The sequence below is a fragment of the Oryzobacter faecalis genome, assembly GCF_046764005.1.
GTDB lineage: Bacteria > Actinomycetota > Actinomycetes > Actinomycetales > Dermatophilaceae > Oryzobacter > Oryzobacter faecalis.
In genome coordinates, this window is the sequence record NZ_JBKOFW010000002.1 from 86512 (window position 1) to 102298 (window position 15787).

Here is a 15787-nt window from a genome sequence, read left to right on the forward strand (position 1 = left end):
CCGTCAGGAAGGCGTGGCAGGATCTTCGCCGTGACTGGGCCCCTCGACTGGATCCGCGAGGCCGCCGCGACCCGTGCGGAGGCCGGGCTGACGCGACGCCTCGCGACGACCAAGTCCGGTGACGGGCTCGACCTCGCCGGCAACGACTACCTCGGGCTGCGCACCCACCCGGCCGTCGTCGCGGGGGCGGTCGCCGCCGCCGAGACGTACGGCACCGGCGCCGGCGCCTCGCGCCTCGTCACCGGGACCCTCGACATCCACGACGAGCTGGAGGCCGCCCTCGTCGCCCTCACCGGCGCCCCCGCCGCGCTCGTCCTCTCGAGCGGGTACGCGGCCAACCTCGCCGCCCTCACCACCCTCGCCGACGCCGGCACCCTCGTCGTCAGCGACGAGCACGCCCACGCGAGCCTCATCGACGGGTGCCGCCTCTCCCGCGCCGCCGTGTCGGTCGCGCGGCACAACGACCTCGAGCACTACGCCGAGCTGCTCGCCCGGCGCGAGAGCCCGCGGGCCGTCGTCGTCGCCGAGTCGATCTACTCCGTCCTCGGCGACGCCGCCCCCGTCGACGACCTCATCGCCCTCACGGCCGAGGTCGGTGCCCTCCTCGTCATCGACGAGGCCCACGCGCTCGGCGTCGTCGGCCCGCGCGGTGGCGGGCTCGTGGCGGCCTCCGTGCCCGGCGCCCTGCCCGAGCACGTCGTCGTCACGGGGACGCTGTCGAAGTCGCTCGCAGCACAGGGTGGCACGGTCCTCGCCTCGCCGGTCGTCCGCGACCACCTCGTCAACACGGCGCGGCCCTTCATCTACGACACCGGCCTGGCGCCGGCGTCGGCCGGGGCCGCCCTCGCGGCCATCCAGGTCCTCCGCGAGCACCCCGAGCTCACGGCACGGCTGCACGCCAACGCGGCCCGGCTGGCGCGGGCGTGCGGCGTGGCCGCCCCCGCCGGTGCCGTCATGTCGGTCCCGATGCCGGGCCCGTTCGAGGCGGTCGAGGCCGTCGAGGCAGCCCGCGCGCAGGGCGTCCGCATCGGCTGCTTCCGCCCGCCGTCCACCCCCGACGGCTCCTCGCGCCTGCGGCTCACCGCCCACGCCGACCACACCGAGGACGAGCTCGAGCGCGCGTGCGCCGTCCTCGACCTCGTCACCGGCACGCGCGGGACCGGTTCTGCCGCAGCCGAGCTCGTCGGCTGATGGATGATCCCCGGGCGCTCCCCTCGGTCGTGCTCGTCACCGGCACCGGCACCGAGGTCGGCAAGACGGTCGCGACGGCCGCCCTCGCCGCCCTGGTGAGACAGCGCGGGAGCACGGTGGCCGTCGTCAAGCCGGCACAGACCGGCCTCGCGCCCGGCGACCCCGGTGACGTCGACGAGGTCCGCCGGCTCGTCGGCGACGACCTCGCCACCCACGAGCTCGTCCGCCTCCGCGACCCCCTCTCCCCCGAGGCCGCAGCGCGGCGCGAGGGCGCCGACCTCCCGCCCGTCGCCGCCCACGCCCGCACGGTCACCGGCCTCACCGAGGAGGCCGACGTCGTCCTCGTCGAGGGAGCGGGCGGCCTCCTCGTCCGCCTCGACTCCCGCGGGGGCACCCTCGCCGACCTCGGCACCGCGCTGCGCTACAAGGGCGTCTCCTGCGGGGTCGTGCTCGTCGCGTCGGCCGGCCTCGGCACCCTGAACTCCGCCGCACTCACCGCCGAGGCGCTCGCCTCGCGCCAGCTGCCCCTGCTCGGCGTCGTCGTCGGCTCGTGGCCGGCCGAACCCGGGTTCACCGAGGAGAGCAACCTCGTCGACCTCCCACGGGTCACGGGCGCCCCGCTGTGGGGCTCGGTCCCGGCAGGTGCCGGGGCGATGGCTCGCGAGGACTTCCTCGCCGCGGTCCCCACCTGGTTCGACATCACCTGAGCCGCGCGGTTACGCCGGACCCGCACCCGGACATGTACCGGTCATGACCACGACACCAGACCGCGAGGAGCGGTTCCGGGCGTTGTACGCCCGGACCTGCGACGACGTCGTCCGCTTCGCGCAACGTCGCGCCCATCCCAGCCACGCCGAGGACGTGGCGGCCGACACCTTCACCGTCGTGTGGCGCCGGCTCGAGGACTGTCCCCGCCCCCCGCACGAGGCGCGGGCCTGGGTCTTCGGCATCGCCCGCAACTGCCTCCTCAACGCCCGGCGCGGCGCCGGCCGGCAGGATGCCGTCGCGGTCCGGCTGGCCGAGCAGGACACCCGCACGCTCCCTGCCGCTGCCACCGACCCGGTCGAGGCGCTGGCCCGCCTCGACCTCGTCGCCGCGTGGTCCCGTCTCGACCCGCGCGAGCAGGAGACGATCGCGCTCACCGCGTTCGACGACCTCACGTCCAGCGAGGCCGCCCGGGTCCTGGCGATCAGCCCCGCGGCCTACCGGGTCCGCCTCATGCGGGCCCGGCGGTCGCTGCGTCACCTCCTGGCCGATGCGGACCCCGGCCTCCCCCAGCTCATCCCGACCGGAAGGACGACGCCATGACCTCCACGACCATGTCCCGACTGCGCACCCTCGACCCCGCCGACCGCACGCCCGACCCGGCGCTGCGCGCCCGGTTGGACACGCGGGTGCTGGCGATCCCCGCCTCGCTCCCCGGCATCGAGGACCTCACCGGCACCCGGGAGGCCGTCGGCGGGTTCCCGGGCCCCGTCCGCCCCCTCCGCCCTCGCCGCACGCGGCGCCGGGTGGTCTTCCTGGCCGTCGCCGTGGCGACGGCGACGGCCGCGGCCGTGGTCCTGCCCGGCCCCCGGGGCGACGAGGCCGCGTACGCGTCGTGGACCGCGACTCCGACCACGGTCGCCGAGCGTGACCTCGCCGTCGTCACCGACGCCTGCCGGGACCAGCTCGGCGGGGGCTGGCTGCCGTGGGCCGACACGCCCTTCGACGCCGAGACCGCGCGTGTCGTCGTCGCCGAGCGCCGAGGCGCCTACGTGGCGCTGCTCCTGCGCCCCACCACGGGCGCGGACCTCTCGGGATTCTGTCTCGCGACCAACCCTCCCGGTACCGGCGAGGTGTCCGACGTCGACAGCGGTCTCGCCGGGAGCGACGGCCCGGCCGCCGTGGCCGGGCCCCGGGAGTTCCTCGAGGGATCGATGGCCCAGTTCGGCGGGGGCGGCGGCGCGTTCGTCGACGGTGTCGCCGGCGCCGACGTCCTCGGCGTGCGGATCCACGACGCCGGAGGCCGGTCCGTCGACGCGACCGTGGCGAACGGCCGATACGTCGCGTGGTGGCCGGGGTCGGTCTTCGGCCCGGACACGGACGCCGGCCGCGCCCCTGAACCGCTCCTGCGCTACGACGTGACCCTGCGCGACGGGACCGTGCTGCACGACGTCGCGCCGTCGCGGCCGCAGTGGCCACAGGGCTGAGGCCCCGCGGACGGAGCAAGGGCCTCCCCGGCACGTGCCGGGGAGGCCGCTGCGTCCTGCGAGGATGGCCCGCATGAGCGAGCGCCCGTACCGCGTGACCGTGGTCTGCTGGGGCAACATCTGCCGCTCGCCGATGGGCGAGTACCTGCTGCGCGAGGCGTTCGAGGACGCCGGCCTCGGCGACCGGGTGGAGGTCGACTCGGCCGGGACCTCCGCCGAGGAGCAGGGCAACGGCATGCACCCGCGCACCGCGGCGGTGATGCGCCGCAACGGGCACGCCGACACCGGGTGGTCCGCCCACCGGGCCCGCCGCTTCGAGGCGGGCTGGTTCGAGGGGTCCGACCTCGTCCTCCCCGTCGACCACGAGCACGAGCACCGGCTGCGGCGGCTCGCGGCCGACGACGGCGAGCGCGCGAAGATCCGGCTCTTCCGCTCCTTCGACCCCGCCGCCGTCGCCTCGGGTGACCTCGGCATGGACGACCCCTGGTACGGCACCGACCCCGCGTACGACCGGACCTACGCCGAGATCGTCGCCGCGGTCCCCGGCATCGTCGAGCACGTCCGCACCGAGCTGAAGGCCCGCAACCAGCTCTGACCCGTGGTGGGTCAAGATCGCCCCGTTGGTCGGTCCTGTCCGGGCGGACGGGCCGTCGGGGCACCGTCGGCGCTCTGGGAGGATGGGCGCATGGCCCCCGACGCGACCAGCCTCGCCGCCTCCACCCGCCTCGCCGACGCCGAGCCGCCCATCGCCCTCGGCGCCCTGGACGGGCGCTACCGGGGCACCGTCGCCGACCTCGTCGACCACCTGAGCGAGCCCGCCCTCAACCGCGCACGGGTCCACGTCGAGGTCGAGTGGCTCATCCACCTCACCGAGCGCGAGGTCGTCCCGGGCGTGCGCCGCCTCACCGCCGCCGAGCAGGACGCGCTGCGCGAGGTCGTCCGCACCTTCGGCCCGGCCGAGATCGAGGAGATGGCGGCCACCGAGCGGGTCACCCAGCACGACGTCAAGGCGGTCGAGTACTTCCTCAAGAAACGGCTCAGCGCCATCGCCCCCGCCGAGGACGACCGCGGGCTCGCCGAGCTGATCCACTTCTGCTGCACGAGCGAGGACGTCAACAACCTCTCGTACGCGGTCATGGTCAAGGGTGCCGTCCAGGAGGTCTGGCTGCCGCGCGCGACGGCCCTCGTCGAGCGGCTCGCGACGATGGCGAGCGACCTGCGCGAGGTCCCCCTCCTCGCCCACACCCACGGGCAGCCGGCGACCCCCACGACGATGGGCAAGGAGCTGGCCGTGCTCGCCTGGCGGCTCCAGCGCCAGCTCGCCCGCATCGAGGACGCGGAGTTCCTCGGCAAGCTCAACGGCGCCACGGGCACCTACGGCGCGCACACCGCAGCGGTCCCCGGCGCCGACTGGCAGGAGCTGAGCCGCGAGTTCGTCGAGCACCTCGGGCTCACCTGGAACCCCCTGACGACACAGATCGAGAGCCACGACTGGCAGTCCGAGCTCTACGCCGACCTCGCCCGGTTCAACCGGGTCCTGCACAACATGTGCACCGACGTCTGGAGCTACATCTCGATGGGCTACTTCGCCCAGGTCCGCGGCCAGGGCACGGTGGGGTCGAGCACGATGCCGCACAAGGTCAACCCGATCCGCTTCGAGAACGCCGAGGCCAACCTCGAGGTGAGCAACGCCCTCTTCGACGTCCTCGCCGCGACCCTCGTCCAGAGCCGGCTCCAGCGCGACCTCACCGACTCCTCGATGCAGCGCAACATCGGCTCCGCGTTCGGGCACAGCCTGCTCGCCATCGACAACGCCACCCGCGGCCTCGACGGTCTCGACGCCGTCCCCGAGGCGATGGCCGCCGACCTCGACGCCAACTGGGAGGTCCTCGGTGAGCCCGTCCAGTCGGCGATGCGGGCGCTCGGCGCGGCCGGGGTCCCCGGCATGGAGGAGCCCTACGAGCGCCTCAAGGAGCTGACCCGGGGCCGGCGCATCGGGCGCGAGGACCTCGTCGGGTTCGTCCGCGGCCTGGGCCTCCCCGCGGATGTCGAGGAGCGGCTCGCGGCGATGACGCCCGCCACGTACGTCGGGCTCGCCCCCGAGCTCGTCGACCACCTGCGGTGAGCACGTCACCGGCCGAGGGGGTGCGCATCGTCCCGGCCGACCTCTCCGACCCGCGCGTCGGGGCCCTGCTCGACGAGCACCTCGCGGAGATGGAGCCGACGGCACCCCCCGGGAGCCGCCACGCCCTCACCCTCGACCGGTTCCGCGAGCCGGGGGTACGGCTGTGGGTCGCCGAGCTGGAGGGTGCCCTCGTCGGGTCCGTGGCGCTCAAGGAGCTCGAGGCCGGACACCTCGAGCTGAAGACGATGAGGACGTCCGCCGCGGTCCGGGGCCGCGGCGTCGGGCGCCTCCTCCTCGACCACGCCCTCGCCGAGGCCCGAGCCGCCGGGGCGACCCGCCTCAGCCTCGAGACTGGGGTCGTGCCGCTCTTCGACGCCGCCCGCGCCCTCTACCTCGGCGCCGGCTTCACCGAGACCGCGCCGTTCGGGGCGTACCGTCCCGACCGCCACAGCATCTTCCTCACCCTCGAGCTGTGAGGGCGGCGCGCAGCGCGTCGGCGCCGGGCCCGGTCAGCCGGTCCAGCGCGACCGGCCGCCCGCTGAGCAGCAGGAGGACGGCCCCGACCGGGCCGGCGACCTCGAGCCCCTCTCCCCGGGTCCAGTCGACGTCGGTGGCCCGCAGCCGGTAGCCGTCGAGGGGGAGGCGCCGGAAGACCGACGACAGCCACGAGCCGCGCGTGTCCCAGCAGCGCGTCGCCGAGAGCGCACCGGGCCCCGGACGGATGGCCAGGTCGGCCCCGAGTGGGACCGCGATGTCCTGGCTGTGGACGAGGATGTCGGTCAGCGTCTCGCGGGGGGTGACGAAGGCGTTGTGCCGCCGCGAGCCGATCGACGCGCGGATCCGCCCGATGATCTCGTCGGTCGACAGCACCCCCGCCAGGAGCACGGCCGAGTCGTGGATGGCGGCGTTGAGGGTGACGCTGCGCAGGATCCGCGGGTGGGCGGCGACGAACCGCACGACGTCTCCCCACCCCTGCTGCTGCCCCGTCAGGTGGGCGGCGACGTGCCGCACGGTCCAGCCCTCGCACAGCGACGGGGTGTCCCACTGTTCGGGGGTGAGCGACTCGAGGAGCTCGACGGTGCGGGCCCGCTGGTCGTCGGCTCCGGCCCAGAGCTCGTCGGCCTGGGCGGCCGTCATCGTGGCCATGTGCTGCTCCTTCAGGTGAAGACGGGGGGGCGCACCCGCGTCCGCTTGAGCTCGAAGAACTCGGGGTGGCGGGCCAGGCGCCGGGCCGCCTCGAAGACGTCCAGCGCCTCCTCGCCGCGGGGGATGGCGTTGAGCACCGGGCCGAAGAAGGCCGTGCCGCCGATGCTCGTGATCGGCGTCCCGACGTCACCGCCCACGAGGGCCATCCCGGCGTCGTGGCTCGCCCGCATCTCCTCGTCGTGGGCGTCCGACTCCATCGCGTCGGCGAGCTCGACCGGCAGCCCGACCCGCGGGAGCGCCAGGTGCAGCACCTCGCGGTACTCCTGCGCCGTGGGGCGGCGCCAGACGTCGAAGACGAGCTCGCCGAAGGCGGTGTAGAGCTCCTCGAGCACCTGCTCGCCGAACCGGGTGGCCGCAGCCGCGAAGACCCGGGACGGTCCCCGGCTGTCGTCCACCGACCGGCGGTAGGCCGGCGCCACGTCGGCCCTCCCCTCGTTGGCGAGGTAGAGGCTCATGACGTGGTACCGGACCGTGAGCGGACGGCGGCCCGCCACCTCGTGCAGCCACCGCGACGCGGTCCACGAGTAGGGGCAGACGGGGTCGAACCAGAGGTCGACGGTCTCGAGGTCGTCCGTCATGGCTCCTCCTCGGGCTAGGATAGTCCCAATGGCGAACCAATATAGTTCGTCTATAGGACTACTGACAAGGGGTGCGATGGAGCGGGAGCTGCCGACCAGCCTCCTCATGGGGATCGCCGCGCGGGCCGCGTCGATCCGCATCTTCGAGGCGCTCCAGGCCGAGGGCTACGACGACGTGACCATCGCGCAGGGACGGCTCCTCGCGGGCGTCGACCCGGAGGGCACCCGCCTCAGCGTCCTCGCCGCCCGCGCCCAGGTCGCCAAGCAGACCGCCACCGCCCTCGTCGACCGGCTCGAGCGCGCGGGGTACGTCGAGCGGGTGCCCGACCCCGCCGACGGGCGCGCCCGCCTCGTGCGGATGACCCCCCGGGCGACCGCGGCGATCCCCCTGGCCCGCGCCGAGGAGCAGCGGATCGAGGACGAGTGGCAGGCCCACCTCGGCGAGGAGCGCATGGCCCAGCTGAGGGAGTCGCTCACCGCCCTGCGCGAGATCACCGACCCCTACCTCTGACGCCACGCGCCGCGCCCCCGGCGGCCGGCTCCCGGCCGGTCGAGGAGTGTGGGACGGTGGAGGGGTGCCCGCCCCTGACCCCGCCCCGCTCTCGCGCGACGACGTCGACGCCCTCGCGATGGCGCTGCCCGAGGTGACCAACGACGGGACCCCCGAGCACCCCGCCTACGCCGTCAGGGGCAAGGGGTTCCTCTTCTGGCGCGGCCCCCGCAAGGACGCCGTCGACCCGGAGACCGGCGAGCGGCTCGCGGACGTCATCGCGGTGGTCGTCCCGGGCGCCGACGACAAGGAGGCCATCCTCCAGAGCGGGCCGCCGTGGTTCACGACCCCGCACTTCGACGGGTACGACTACGTCCTCGTCCGCGAGCGCGACCTCCCGCAGCTCGAGTACGTCGAGCTCGCGGAGATCGTCGCCGACGCCTGGGCGAGCCGAGCCCCGAGGAAGCTCGTCAAGGAGCACCTCGGCTGACCCCGGACGTACCGGAAATACCCCAGAGGGGTATCCTGTTCCCATGGCCGTGGACGAGCACACGATGACCCCTCCCGGGTACGCCGAGCACAAGGCGGACCACCTCAAGCGGCTGCGCCGCATCGAGGGCCAGGTCCGCGGGATCGCCCGGATGGTCGACGAGGACGCCTACTGCATCGACGTCCTCACCCAGGTGAGCGCGGTGACCCGCGCCCTCCAGGCCGTCAGCCTCGGCCTGCTCGAGGAGCACGTCGCGCACTGCGTCGTCGATGCCGCCCGCGAGTCCGACGACGCCGCGGCCGCGAAGATCGCCGAGGCCAGCGCCGCCATCGCGCGCCTCGTGAGGAGCTGAGATGACCCAGACCACCGACCGCCCCACCGCCGAGGTCCACGAGGTCGACCTCGCCATCACCGGGATGACGTGCGCCTCCTGCTCGGCCCGCATCGAGAAGAAGCTGGGCCGGCTCGAGGGCGTCGACGCCGTCGTCAACCTCGCCACCGAGAAGGCCACCGTCCGCTACGCCGACCCGGTGACCGTCGAGGACCTCCTCAGCACCGTTCGCGCCACCGGCTACGGCGCCGAGGTCGCCGGGCGCGGGGCGGCCCCCCGCCGCCCGGTCCGCACCCTCGCCGTCACCGACGTCTCCGCACCCAGCACCCGTCCCGAGATCGACGTCTCGGACGAATCCCGTACGGCCGCGGGTACCGAGATCGACGTATTGGACGATTCCGGTTCGGCGCACGAGGACCACCTCGACCACGCCGTCGCGCCGCAGGACGACCTCAAGCGCCGGGCGATGGTGGCCGGGGTCCTCACCGTGCCGGTCCTCGTCCTCGCGATGGTGCCCGGCCTGGAGTTCCCGGCGAGCCCGTGGGTGCAGCTCGTCCTCGCCACACCGGTCGTCCTCTGGGCGGCCTGGCCGTTCCACCGCGCCGCGGCCCTCAACGCGCGCCACGGCGCCTCGACGATGGACACGCTCGTCTCGATGGGCGTCCTCGCGGCCTACCTGTCCTCCACCGTCGTCGTCCTCCTGGGCCGCGCCGGCACCGGCATGGCGATGGAGGGCCGGCCGACGAGCCACATCTGGTTCGAGACGGCGGCCGTCATCACGACCTTCCTCCTCGTGGGGCGGTGGATGGAGGCCCGGGCCACCGACCGAAGCCGCGACGCCCTGCGGGGGCTGATGAGCCTGGCCGCCAAGGACGTCGCCGTGGAGCGGGTCGACCCCACGACCCGCGCGACGACCGAGGTCCGCATCCCCGTCGACGAGCTGGCGGTCGGCGACCGCTTCCTCGTGCGCCCCGGTGAGAAGGTCGCGACCGACGGGCGCGTGCTCGAGGGGACGAGCGCGGTCGACTCCTCCCTCGTCACGGGCGAGTCGCTGCCCGTCGACGTCGGGCCCGGTGACGAGCTCGTCGGCGGCAGCATCAACACGACGGGGCGCCTGGCGGTCGAGGCGACGCGGGTCGGCTCCGACACCACGCTCGCCGGCATCGCCCGCCTCGTCGAGCGGGCCCAGACGACCAAGGCCCCGATCCAGCGGCTCGCCGACCGGGTGTCGGCCGTCTTCGTCCCGATCGTCCTCGCCATCGCCGCGCTGACGTTCGCCGGCTGGTGGGTCGCGACCGGCGACCCGGCCCGTGCCCTCGAGGTGGCCATCGCCGTCCTCGTCATCGCCTGCCCCTGCGCGCTCGGCCTCGCAACGCCGACGGCGCTGCTCGTGGGCACCGGCCGCGGCGCCCGGCTCGGCATCCTCATCAAGGGTGCCGACGTCCTCGAGGACACCCGCCGGATCGACACCGTCGTCCTCGACAAGACGGGGACGGTGACGACCGGTGAGATGACGCTCGTCGACGTCGCGACCGCCGGCCGCCTCCCCAAGGACCAGGCCCTGCGCGCCGCCGCGGCGGTCGAGGCCGGCAGCGAGCACCCGGTCGCCCGGGCCGTCGTGGAGGCGGCCCGCAGCCGGGCGCTGGCCCTGCCGCCGTCGACCGGGTTCGAGTCGCTCCCCGGCGCCGGCGCCCGCGCCACCATCAAGGGCACCGTCGTCACCGTCGGCCGGGCCGACCTGCTCGACGAGGTCCCCCACGAGCTGAGCCGGCCGACCGTCGACGGCACCACGGTGTGGGTCGGCTGGGACGGCGTCGCGCACGCCTCGCTCACCGTCGCCGACACCGTGCGCCGCAGCTCGCAGCGCGCGATCCGCGACCTGTCGGCCGCGGGACTGCCCGCCTACCTCCTCACCGGCGACCACGACCAGGCCGCGCTCACCGTGGCGCGCGACGTCGGCATCCCCGTGGGACGGGTCGTCGCGGACGTGCGGCCCGAGGAGAAGCACGCCGTCATCGCCGACCTCCAGAAGCGCGGGAAGGTCGTCGCGATGGTCGGCGACGGCGTCAACGACGCCGCCGCGCTCGCCCAGGCCGACCTCGGGATCGCCATGGGCACGGGCACCGACGTCGCCGCGGACTCGGCCGACATCGTCCTGCTGCGGGCCGAGCTTCCCGCGGTCGTCGACGCGATCCAGCTCTCGCGCGCGACGCTGCGGACCATCAAGCAGAACCTCGCGTGGGCGTTCGGCTACAACGTCGCCGCGATCCCGCTCGCGGTCGCCGGCCTGCTCGACCCGATGATCGCGGGGGCGGCGATGGCGCTGTCGAGCGTGCTCGTCGTGACGAACAGCCTGCGGCTGCGGAGCTGGAGGCCCACGGGCCGGGGCTGATCCGGCCCCCGACGCACGAGGGCCCCGGCCGGGTGGCCGGGGCCCTCGTCACGGACGGGCGCCTGTCAGATGGTGACCTCGCCGCGCGGCGTCTCGAAGGTCACGGACATCAGCCCCGGCGTGCCGTGCGGGGAGACGAAGGTGAAGTCGATGACCGAGGACGTGTCGTCGGCGGGCAGGCCCAGCCAGTCGCGGACCCGCTCGGGGTCGCCCGCGATCTGGAGGGTCTCGATCGTCACGTCGGTGTTCGCGTCGTGGGAGGGGTGCGGCACGCCCTCCTCCCACTGGATGAAGAACGGCAGCTGCGGGTCGGCCTGGAGGCCCTTGACCCCCAGCTGGCGCCAGCGCAGCTCGACCCCGTCGGGGCGGTGCCGGTTGCCGAGGACGGACTCACGGCCGAGGCGCTGCTCCTGCTCGCTGATGTCGTCGACCTGGACGACCCAGCCGAGCCAGCCGCCGCCGGCCTCGGACCGCGCCCGGACGACCTGGCCGAACGGGGCCTTGTCGCTCGCGGGGTGGTCGAGCACCTCGACGACCTCGACGTACCGCTCGTGCGCGAGCGGAAGGATGATGTTGCGCGTCCCGAAGCGCGGGTGGACTCCCCCATCGACCGGCTCGACGCCGATCTGCTCCGCGAGGCGCCGAGCCGTGGCCTTGAGGCCGTCGTGCTCTGCCGCATAGACGACGTGGTCAACTCGCATGTCGATCATCGTCGCACACGCCGGGGGGTGCTCTTGACACGACCCCGGATGCCCGGTACCGACCCGGTCGGCAGGCTCCCGACCGGCCCACGGACCCTGTCCGTCACACCCGTCACCGGCGCCTCGAAGAGGCGGCCGGGAGGGTCAGCCGCTCCGCTGGCGGACCGCCTCGTAGACGACGACGGCCGCGGCCGTGGCGGCGTTGAGGGAGTTCACGGTGCCCGTCATCGGGATCCGCACGCGGACGTCGGCGGCGCCGAGCGCCCGCCGCGTGAGCCCCTCCTTCTCGGTGCCGACGGCGATGGCGACCGCGCCGCGGTAGTCGACCGAGGTGTGGAGGTCGTCGGTGTCCGGCGTCGTCGCCACGAGGCGGATCCCGTTGTCGCGCAACCAGGTCAGCACGTCCTCGAGGGGTGCGGACGCCACGGGCACCGAGAACACGGTGCCCTTGCTGGAGCGCACGACGTTGGGGTTGCCCCAGTCGGTGAGCGGGTCGGCCGCGACGACCGCCGCGACCCCGGCGGCGTCCGCCGTGCGCAGCATCGCCCCGAGGTTCCCGGGCTTCTCGATGCCCTCGCAGACCAGGACGAGCGGGTCGGCCGGCAGGTCGAGGTCGGCCAGCGCGACACCCGCCACGGGGACGACCGCGAGGAAGCCGTCGGGACCCTCGCGGTAGGCGACCTTCTCGAAGGCGGCCCGGCTCAGGCGCAGCGTGCTCGCGCCGAGGTCGCGGGCCCGCGCGACGAGCCCGGACTGCCGGTCCGGGTCGAGCATGAGCTCGGGGCAGTGGAGCACCGACTCGGGGACGACGCCGGCGTCGAGGGCGAGCCCCAGCTCCTCGTAGCCCTCGACGACCGTCCGCCCCTCGGCCTCGCGGGCCCGCCGGCGGCGCAGCGCGAGGACGGACCTGAGGCGGGGGTTGGACGCGGACGTCACGACGAGCTCGGGCATGGGGGAGCCAGCATCCCACGGGCCCTGCGCGTGCGGTAGAAAGGCCCGATGGTCAGCGACGACGTGCCGACGAGGCAGCACACGCGTGCCCGCCGCCTCCTGCGGGCGGGGGTGTACGCCGGGATCCTCGCGGTCGTCCTCTTCGGGGTCGGCTACCTCGTCCGCAGCCAGTGGGACCCGCTGCAGTCGCTCGACGACGACATCATCGACAGGACCACCTCGGTCACCCGTGAGCGACCCCGCCTGCGCGAGGCGCTCATCGTGTGGCAGGAGGTCACCCAGCCCTGGCGCCTCTACGTGGTCGGGACCCTCCTGTGCCTGTGGGTGTGGCTGCGCCACGGGCTGCGGACCCGGGCGTGGTGGTGCTTCGGCACGATGATGATCGCCTGGAACCTCGGCCTCGTCGCCAAGCTCGTCGTGCAGCGCTCCCGGCCGATCGTCGAGGACCCCGTGTCCGAGGCGCCCGGCTACTCCTTCCCCTCGGGCCACGCCCTCAACGCCGCGGCCTGGGCCACGCTCGTCGTCATCCTCGTGTGGCCGCTGCTGCGCTCCCCCGCGGCACGGGCCGCCGCCGCCGCGTTCGCCGTCGTCGTCCCGGTCCTCACGGCGCTCGACCGGGTCTTCCTCGGTGTGCACTTCCCCAGCGACGTCACCGTCGGCCTCGTCACGGGGGCCGGTCTCGCCCTCGCCTCGTACGCCGGCTACTCGGGCTGGAACCCTCCTCACCCCACCGAGGCCCACGACCCCGACGTCGACGGCACCGCCGCTGCGTCACCACCCTCGATCCCCTCGGCCACCGCGACCACCCCGACCACCCCGGAGCGCTGAATGTCCGACTTCCTCTCCCGCTGGGACGACGAGTCCCGGCCCTCGTTCACCGACGCCCTCAAGCAGCTGGCGGTGCGCGCGCTGCTGCCCGGTGTCGTCTTGTTCGCCGTCATCGTCGGGATCGGGTTCCTCCTCACCGGCCCCTTCTGGCAGTTCGCCGACCGCGAGAACGAGGTCAACCGCGCCCTCCAGGACGGCCGCACCCCCACGGGCGAGACCGTGACGCTGTTCATGTCCAGCATCGGCAACACCGAGTACGTCATCGGCGTGTGCCTCCTGGCCGTCGCGCTCATCTGGTGGCGCACGAAGCGGTGGTGGTACGCGGTGATCCCGGGCATCGCCATCTCGCTGCAGGCGAGCATCTTCGTCGCCGCCGCGCACGTCGTCGGCCGGGACCGCCCCAACGTCGAGCGCCTCGACCCCACGCCCCCGACCTCGAGCTTTCCCAGCGGCCACGTCGGCGCGTCGACCGCGCTGTACACCGCGTTCGCGCTCATGGCCACGCGGATCGAGAACCCGTGGCTGCGCCGCGTCGTCATCGCGCTGTGCGTCATCGCGCCACTCAGCGTCTCGTACGCGCGCCTGTACCGCGGCGCGCACCACGTCACCGACATCGTGGTCGGCATCCTCAACGGTGTCGTCTGCGCCCTGCTCGCGTGGGTCTACCTGCGCCGGGGTCGCGGCAAGGGCGCCGCGAACCGGGCGGGCGAGGTCGTGCGCAGCCGCACGTAGGGTCCGGCGGCCCGGTCAGGTGCGGTCCCACGTGATGCCGAAGCCGTCCACGAGCTGGTCCGTGCCGCCGTCGTACCAGTACTCGACGCCGATCTGGCCCAGGGCGTTGCCACCGGGAGTGCACACGACGAGCACCCGGCCCGCGAGGTAGTCCCCGTCCGCGAGTCCCGCCCCGCCGAACCTGGCCGGGGCGCCGCCGCACAGGCTGGCCTCCTCGTCGAGGTAGACGAGGGCGAGCGCGCCCTGCCCCGAACCGCTGACCCGCAGCGTCTGGTGGCTGCCGTCGGTGTCGGTCGACTCCCACGTGCCCGCGAACGGCGAGGAGGGCGCGGCGGTGGCGGCAGCGGGGGCGAGGGCGGCTCCCACCCCGAGGGCAGCCGCTGCGACTGCGGACCCGAACCTGACCATGACGTTCTCCTTCCGCCGATCGCGCGGCCCCTGCCGCGACGTCCACCACCACCCTTCTCGCGGCCCGGGAGGGTCGACAATGGCCCGGTCGGGCCATCCGGCCCCCCGCCTCACGGACCTCTCAGCACGTCCTCCGGGGTCGAGGGCCCGCAACGGCTCCCCGGGCAGCCCCGCCGCATCCGCACCGACGTCGCCGTGCTCTTCGTCGGCGCGACCTGTTCTCCACGGCGCCCGGCGACGAGTCGGCGCCGCTCGTCCTCCTCCGCCTGGAGCAGGTCGACGTCGCGCGGCTCGCCGAGCTCGTCACCGACGCGTGGCGGATGCGCGCGCCCGACGAGCTCGTCGGCGACGGACCGCCGCCGGGACGGACCCTCCCTCAGACCCGGGCGTAGCGGGCCCGCGCGAACGAGTAGACGCCGTACGCGGCGATGCCCGCGGCGACGAGGGTGAGCAGGAACGGCCCGAACGGTGCGTCCTTGAACGTCCTGAGCGCGCCGTCGAGACCCTGCGCCTTGTCGGGGTCGGCCTGCACCGCCGCGACGAGGAAGAAGACGCCCACGACGACGAGGGCGGCGCCCTTGGCGATGTAACCCGTCCGGCCGGCGTGGACGGCCCACTGCCCGGGGTGCTCGCGCAGGTCCCTCAGGAACGTGCGCCGCCAGCCCTTGATGACGTGGTAGACCGCGATCCCGAGGACGACGAGACCCACGACGCCCACGAGGAGGCGGCCCATCGGCGACCCCATGAGGCCGGCCGTGAAGTCGTCGGCCTGCTGCTCGCCCGAGCCGCTCGACCCCTGGCTGACGACCTTGAAGGTGGTCCAGGCGAAGAACAGGTACGCGACCGCCTTGGCGCCGGCCTTGAGTCGGTCGGAGGTCTCGCCGTGGCCGAGTGCCGCCTCGCTCACCTGCCAGACGGCGAGGAGGACGAAGCCCGCGACGCAGATCCACAACAGGACCGGGCCGGTGCCGGACCGGGCGATGGTGTCGAGGGCGCCGGAGGTGTCGGCGCTCTTGGAGCCACCGCCGATGTCCCAGGCAACCTTGACCGCGATCCAGGCGATGACGAGGTGGACCAGCCCCACGGCGACGTAGCCGAGGCGGGCGCCCCACTCGACGACGGGGTGGTCGCCGGCGCGAGCGGCGGCGGAGGAGACGTCGGAGGTGTTCATG

General features: G+C 74.3%; 19 protein-coding genes. 13 read left to right on the plus strand and 6 right to left on the minus strand.

Annotated elements, in window-relative coordinates; genetic code table 11:
• Window positions 1–30 precede the first annotated feature (30 nt).
• From ACK8HX_RS04285 to ACK8HX_RS04315, 7 genes are all read left to right on the plus strand, one after another.
• A complete protein-coding gene (locus tag ACK8HX_RS04285) occupies window positions 31–1191 on the plus strand; it encodes an 8-amino-7-oxononanoate synthase (protein WP_411939424.1) in 1161 nt (386 codons plus the stop codon).
• Window positions 1191–1898 carry a dethiobiotin synthase gene (bioD, locus tag ACK8HX_RS04290; RefSeq protein WP_411939425.1) on the plus strand — a complete coding sequence of 236 codons (708 nt, stop codon included), beginning with the start codon at window positions 1191–1193 and terminating at the stop codon, window positions 1896–1898. The genes ACK8HX_RS04285 and bioD overlap by 1 nt, the downstream gene beginning before the upstream one ends.
• Window positions 1899–1941: 43 nt before the next feature.
• Window positions 1942–2499 carry an RNA polymerase sigma factor gene (locus ACK8HX_RS04295; RefSeq protein WP_411939426.1) on the plus strand — a complete coding sequence of 186 codons (558 nt, stop codon included), beginning with the start codon at window positions 1942–1944 and terminating at the stop codon, window positions 2497–2499.
• Window positions 2496–3383, plus strand: coding sequence for a hypothetical protein (locus tag ACK8HX_RS04300; RefSeq protein ID WP_411939427.1), 888 nt, complete (start codon window positions 2496–2498; stop codon window positions 3381–3383). The genes ACK8HX_RS04295 and ACK8HX_RS04300 overlap by 4 nt, the downstream gene beginning before the upstream one ends.
• Before the next feature lie 73 nt (window positions 3384–3456).
• Window positions 3457–3978: a low molecular weight protein-tyrosine-phosphatase gene (locus ACK8HX_RS04305; protein ID WP_411939428.1), complete on the plus strand. Its 522-nt coding sequence runs from the start codon at window positions 3457–3459 to the stop codon at window positions 3976–3978.
• Window positions 3979–4068: 90 nt separating this feature from the next.
• Entirely contained in the window at window positions 4069–5508 is a 1440-nt protein-coding gene (gene purB, locus ACK8HX_RS04310) for an adenylosuccinate lyase (RefSeq protein ID WP_411939429.1), read from the plus strand.
• Complete coding sequence (locus ACK8HX_RS04315) at window positions 5505–5984, plus strand: GNAT family N-acetyltransferase (protein ID WP_411939430.1); 480 nt, start codon at window positions 5505–5507, stop codon at window positions 5982–5984. Before purB ends, ACK8HX_RS04315 begins: the two co-directional genes overlap by 4 nt.
• Here ACK8HX_RS04315 and ACK8HX_RS04320 read toward each other — a convergent pair.
• Together ACK8HX_RS04320 and ACK8HX_RS04325 are read right to left on the minus strand one after the other, a co-directional pair.
• Window positions 5968–6654, minus strand: a complete 687-nt coding sequence (locus tag ACK8HX_RS04320) for a maleylpyruvate isomerase family mycothiol-dependent enzyme (protein ID WP_411939431.1) — start codon at window positions 6652–6654, stop codon at window positions 5968–5970. The genes ACK8HX_RS04315 and ACK8HX_RS04320 overlap by 17 nt on opposite strands.
• Before the next feature lie 11 nt (window positions 6655–6665).
• Window positions 6666–7292 carry a mycothiol-dependent nitroreductase Rv2466c family protein gene (locus ACK8HX_RS04325; protein WP_411939432.1) on the minus strand — a complete coding sequence of 209 codons (627 nt, stop codon included), beginning with the start codon at window positions 7290–7292 and terminating at the stop codon, window positions 6666–6668.
• 76 nt (window positions 7293–7368) lie between these two features.
• Between ACK8HX_RS04325 and ACK8HX_RS04330 the strand changes: the two genes are divergently transcribed.
• From ACK8HX_RS04330 to ACK8HX_RS04345, 4 genes are all read left to right on the plus strand, one after another.
• Complete coding sequence (locus tag ACK8HX_RS04330; RefSeq protein WP_411939433.1) at window positions 7369–7803, plus strand: MarR family winged helix-turn-helix transcriptional regulator; 435 nt, start codon at window positions 7369–7371, stop codon at window positions 7801–7803.
• 64 nt (window positions 7804–7867) lie between these two features.
• Window positions 7868–8272 carry a hypothetical protein gene (locus tag ACK8HX_RS04335; protein ID WP_411939434.1) on the plus strand — a complete coding sequence of 135 codons (405 nt, stop codon included), beginning with the start codon at window positions 7868–7870 and terminating at the stop codon, window positions 8270–8272.
• A gap of 43 nt (window positions 8273–8315) precedes the next feature.
• Window positions 8316–8624 carry a metal-sensitive transcriptional regulator gene (locus ACK8HX_RS04340; RefSeq protein ID WP_411939435.1) on the plus strand — a complete coding sequence of 103 codons (309 nt, stop codon included), beginning with the start codon at window positions 8316–8318 and terminating at the stop codon, window positions 8622–8624.
• A gap of 1 nt (window position 8625) precedes the next feature.
• Entirely contained in the window at window positions 8626–10995 is a 2370-nt protein-coding gene (locus ACK8HX_RS04345) for a heavy metal translocating P-type ATPase (RefSeq protein WP_411939436.1), read from the plus strand.
• 65 nt (window positions 10996–11060) lie between these two features.
• Here the strand turns inward: ACK8HX_RS04345 and ACK8HX_RS04350 are convergent, their stop codons facing one another.
• Window positions 11061–11696, minus strand: coding sequence for a VOC family protein (locus tag ACK8HX_RS04350; protein WP_411939437.1), 636 nt, complete (start codon window positions 11694–11696; stop codon window positions 11061–11063).
• A 144-nt stretch (window positions 11697–11840) separates the two neighbouring features.
• Window positions 11841–12647, minus strand: coding sequence for a TrmH family RNA methyltransferase (locus tag ACK8HX_RS04355; RefSeq protein ID WP_411939438.1), 807 nt, complete (start codon window positions 12645–12647; stop codon window positions 11841–11843).
• Between the two features lie 48 nt (window positions 12648–12695).
• Here ACK8HX_RS04355 and ACK8HX_RS04360 point away from each other — a divergent pair, with 48 nt between their 5' ends.
• A complete protein-coding gene (locus tag ACK8HX_RS04360) occupies window positions 12696–13475 on the plus strand; it encodes a phosphatase PAP2 family protein (RefSeq protein ID WP_411939439.1) in 780 nt (259 codons plus the stop codon).
• Window positions 13476–14207: a phosphatase PAP2 family protein gene (locus ACK8HX_RS04365; protein ID WP_411939440.1), complete on the plus strand. Its 732-nt coding sequence runs from the start codon at window positions 13476–13478 to the stop codon at window positions 14205–14207.
• A 15-nt stretch (window positions 14208–14222) separates the two neighbouring features.
• Here ACK8HX_RS04365 and ACK8HX_RS04370 read toward each other — a convergent pair whose 3' ends face one another.
• Window positions 14223–14615 (minus strand): hypothetical protein, encoded by a 393-nt coding sequence (locus ACK8HX_RS04370; protein WP_411939441.1) that lies wholly within the window; start codon window positions 14613–14615, stop codon window positions 14223–14225.
• 376 nt (window positions 14616–14991) lie between these two features.
• Window positions 14992–15786 (minus strand): DUF1206 domain-containing protein, encoded by a 795-nt coding sequence (locus ACK8HX_RS04375; protein ID WP_411939442.1) that lies wholly within the window; start codon window positions 15784–15786, stop codon window positions 14992–14994.
• Window position 15787 lies beyond the last annotated feature (1 nt).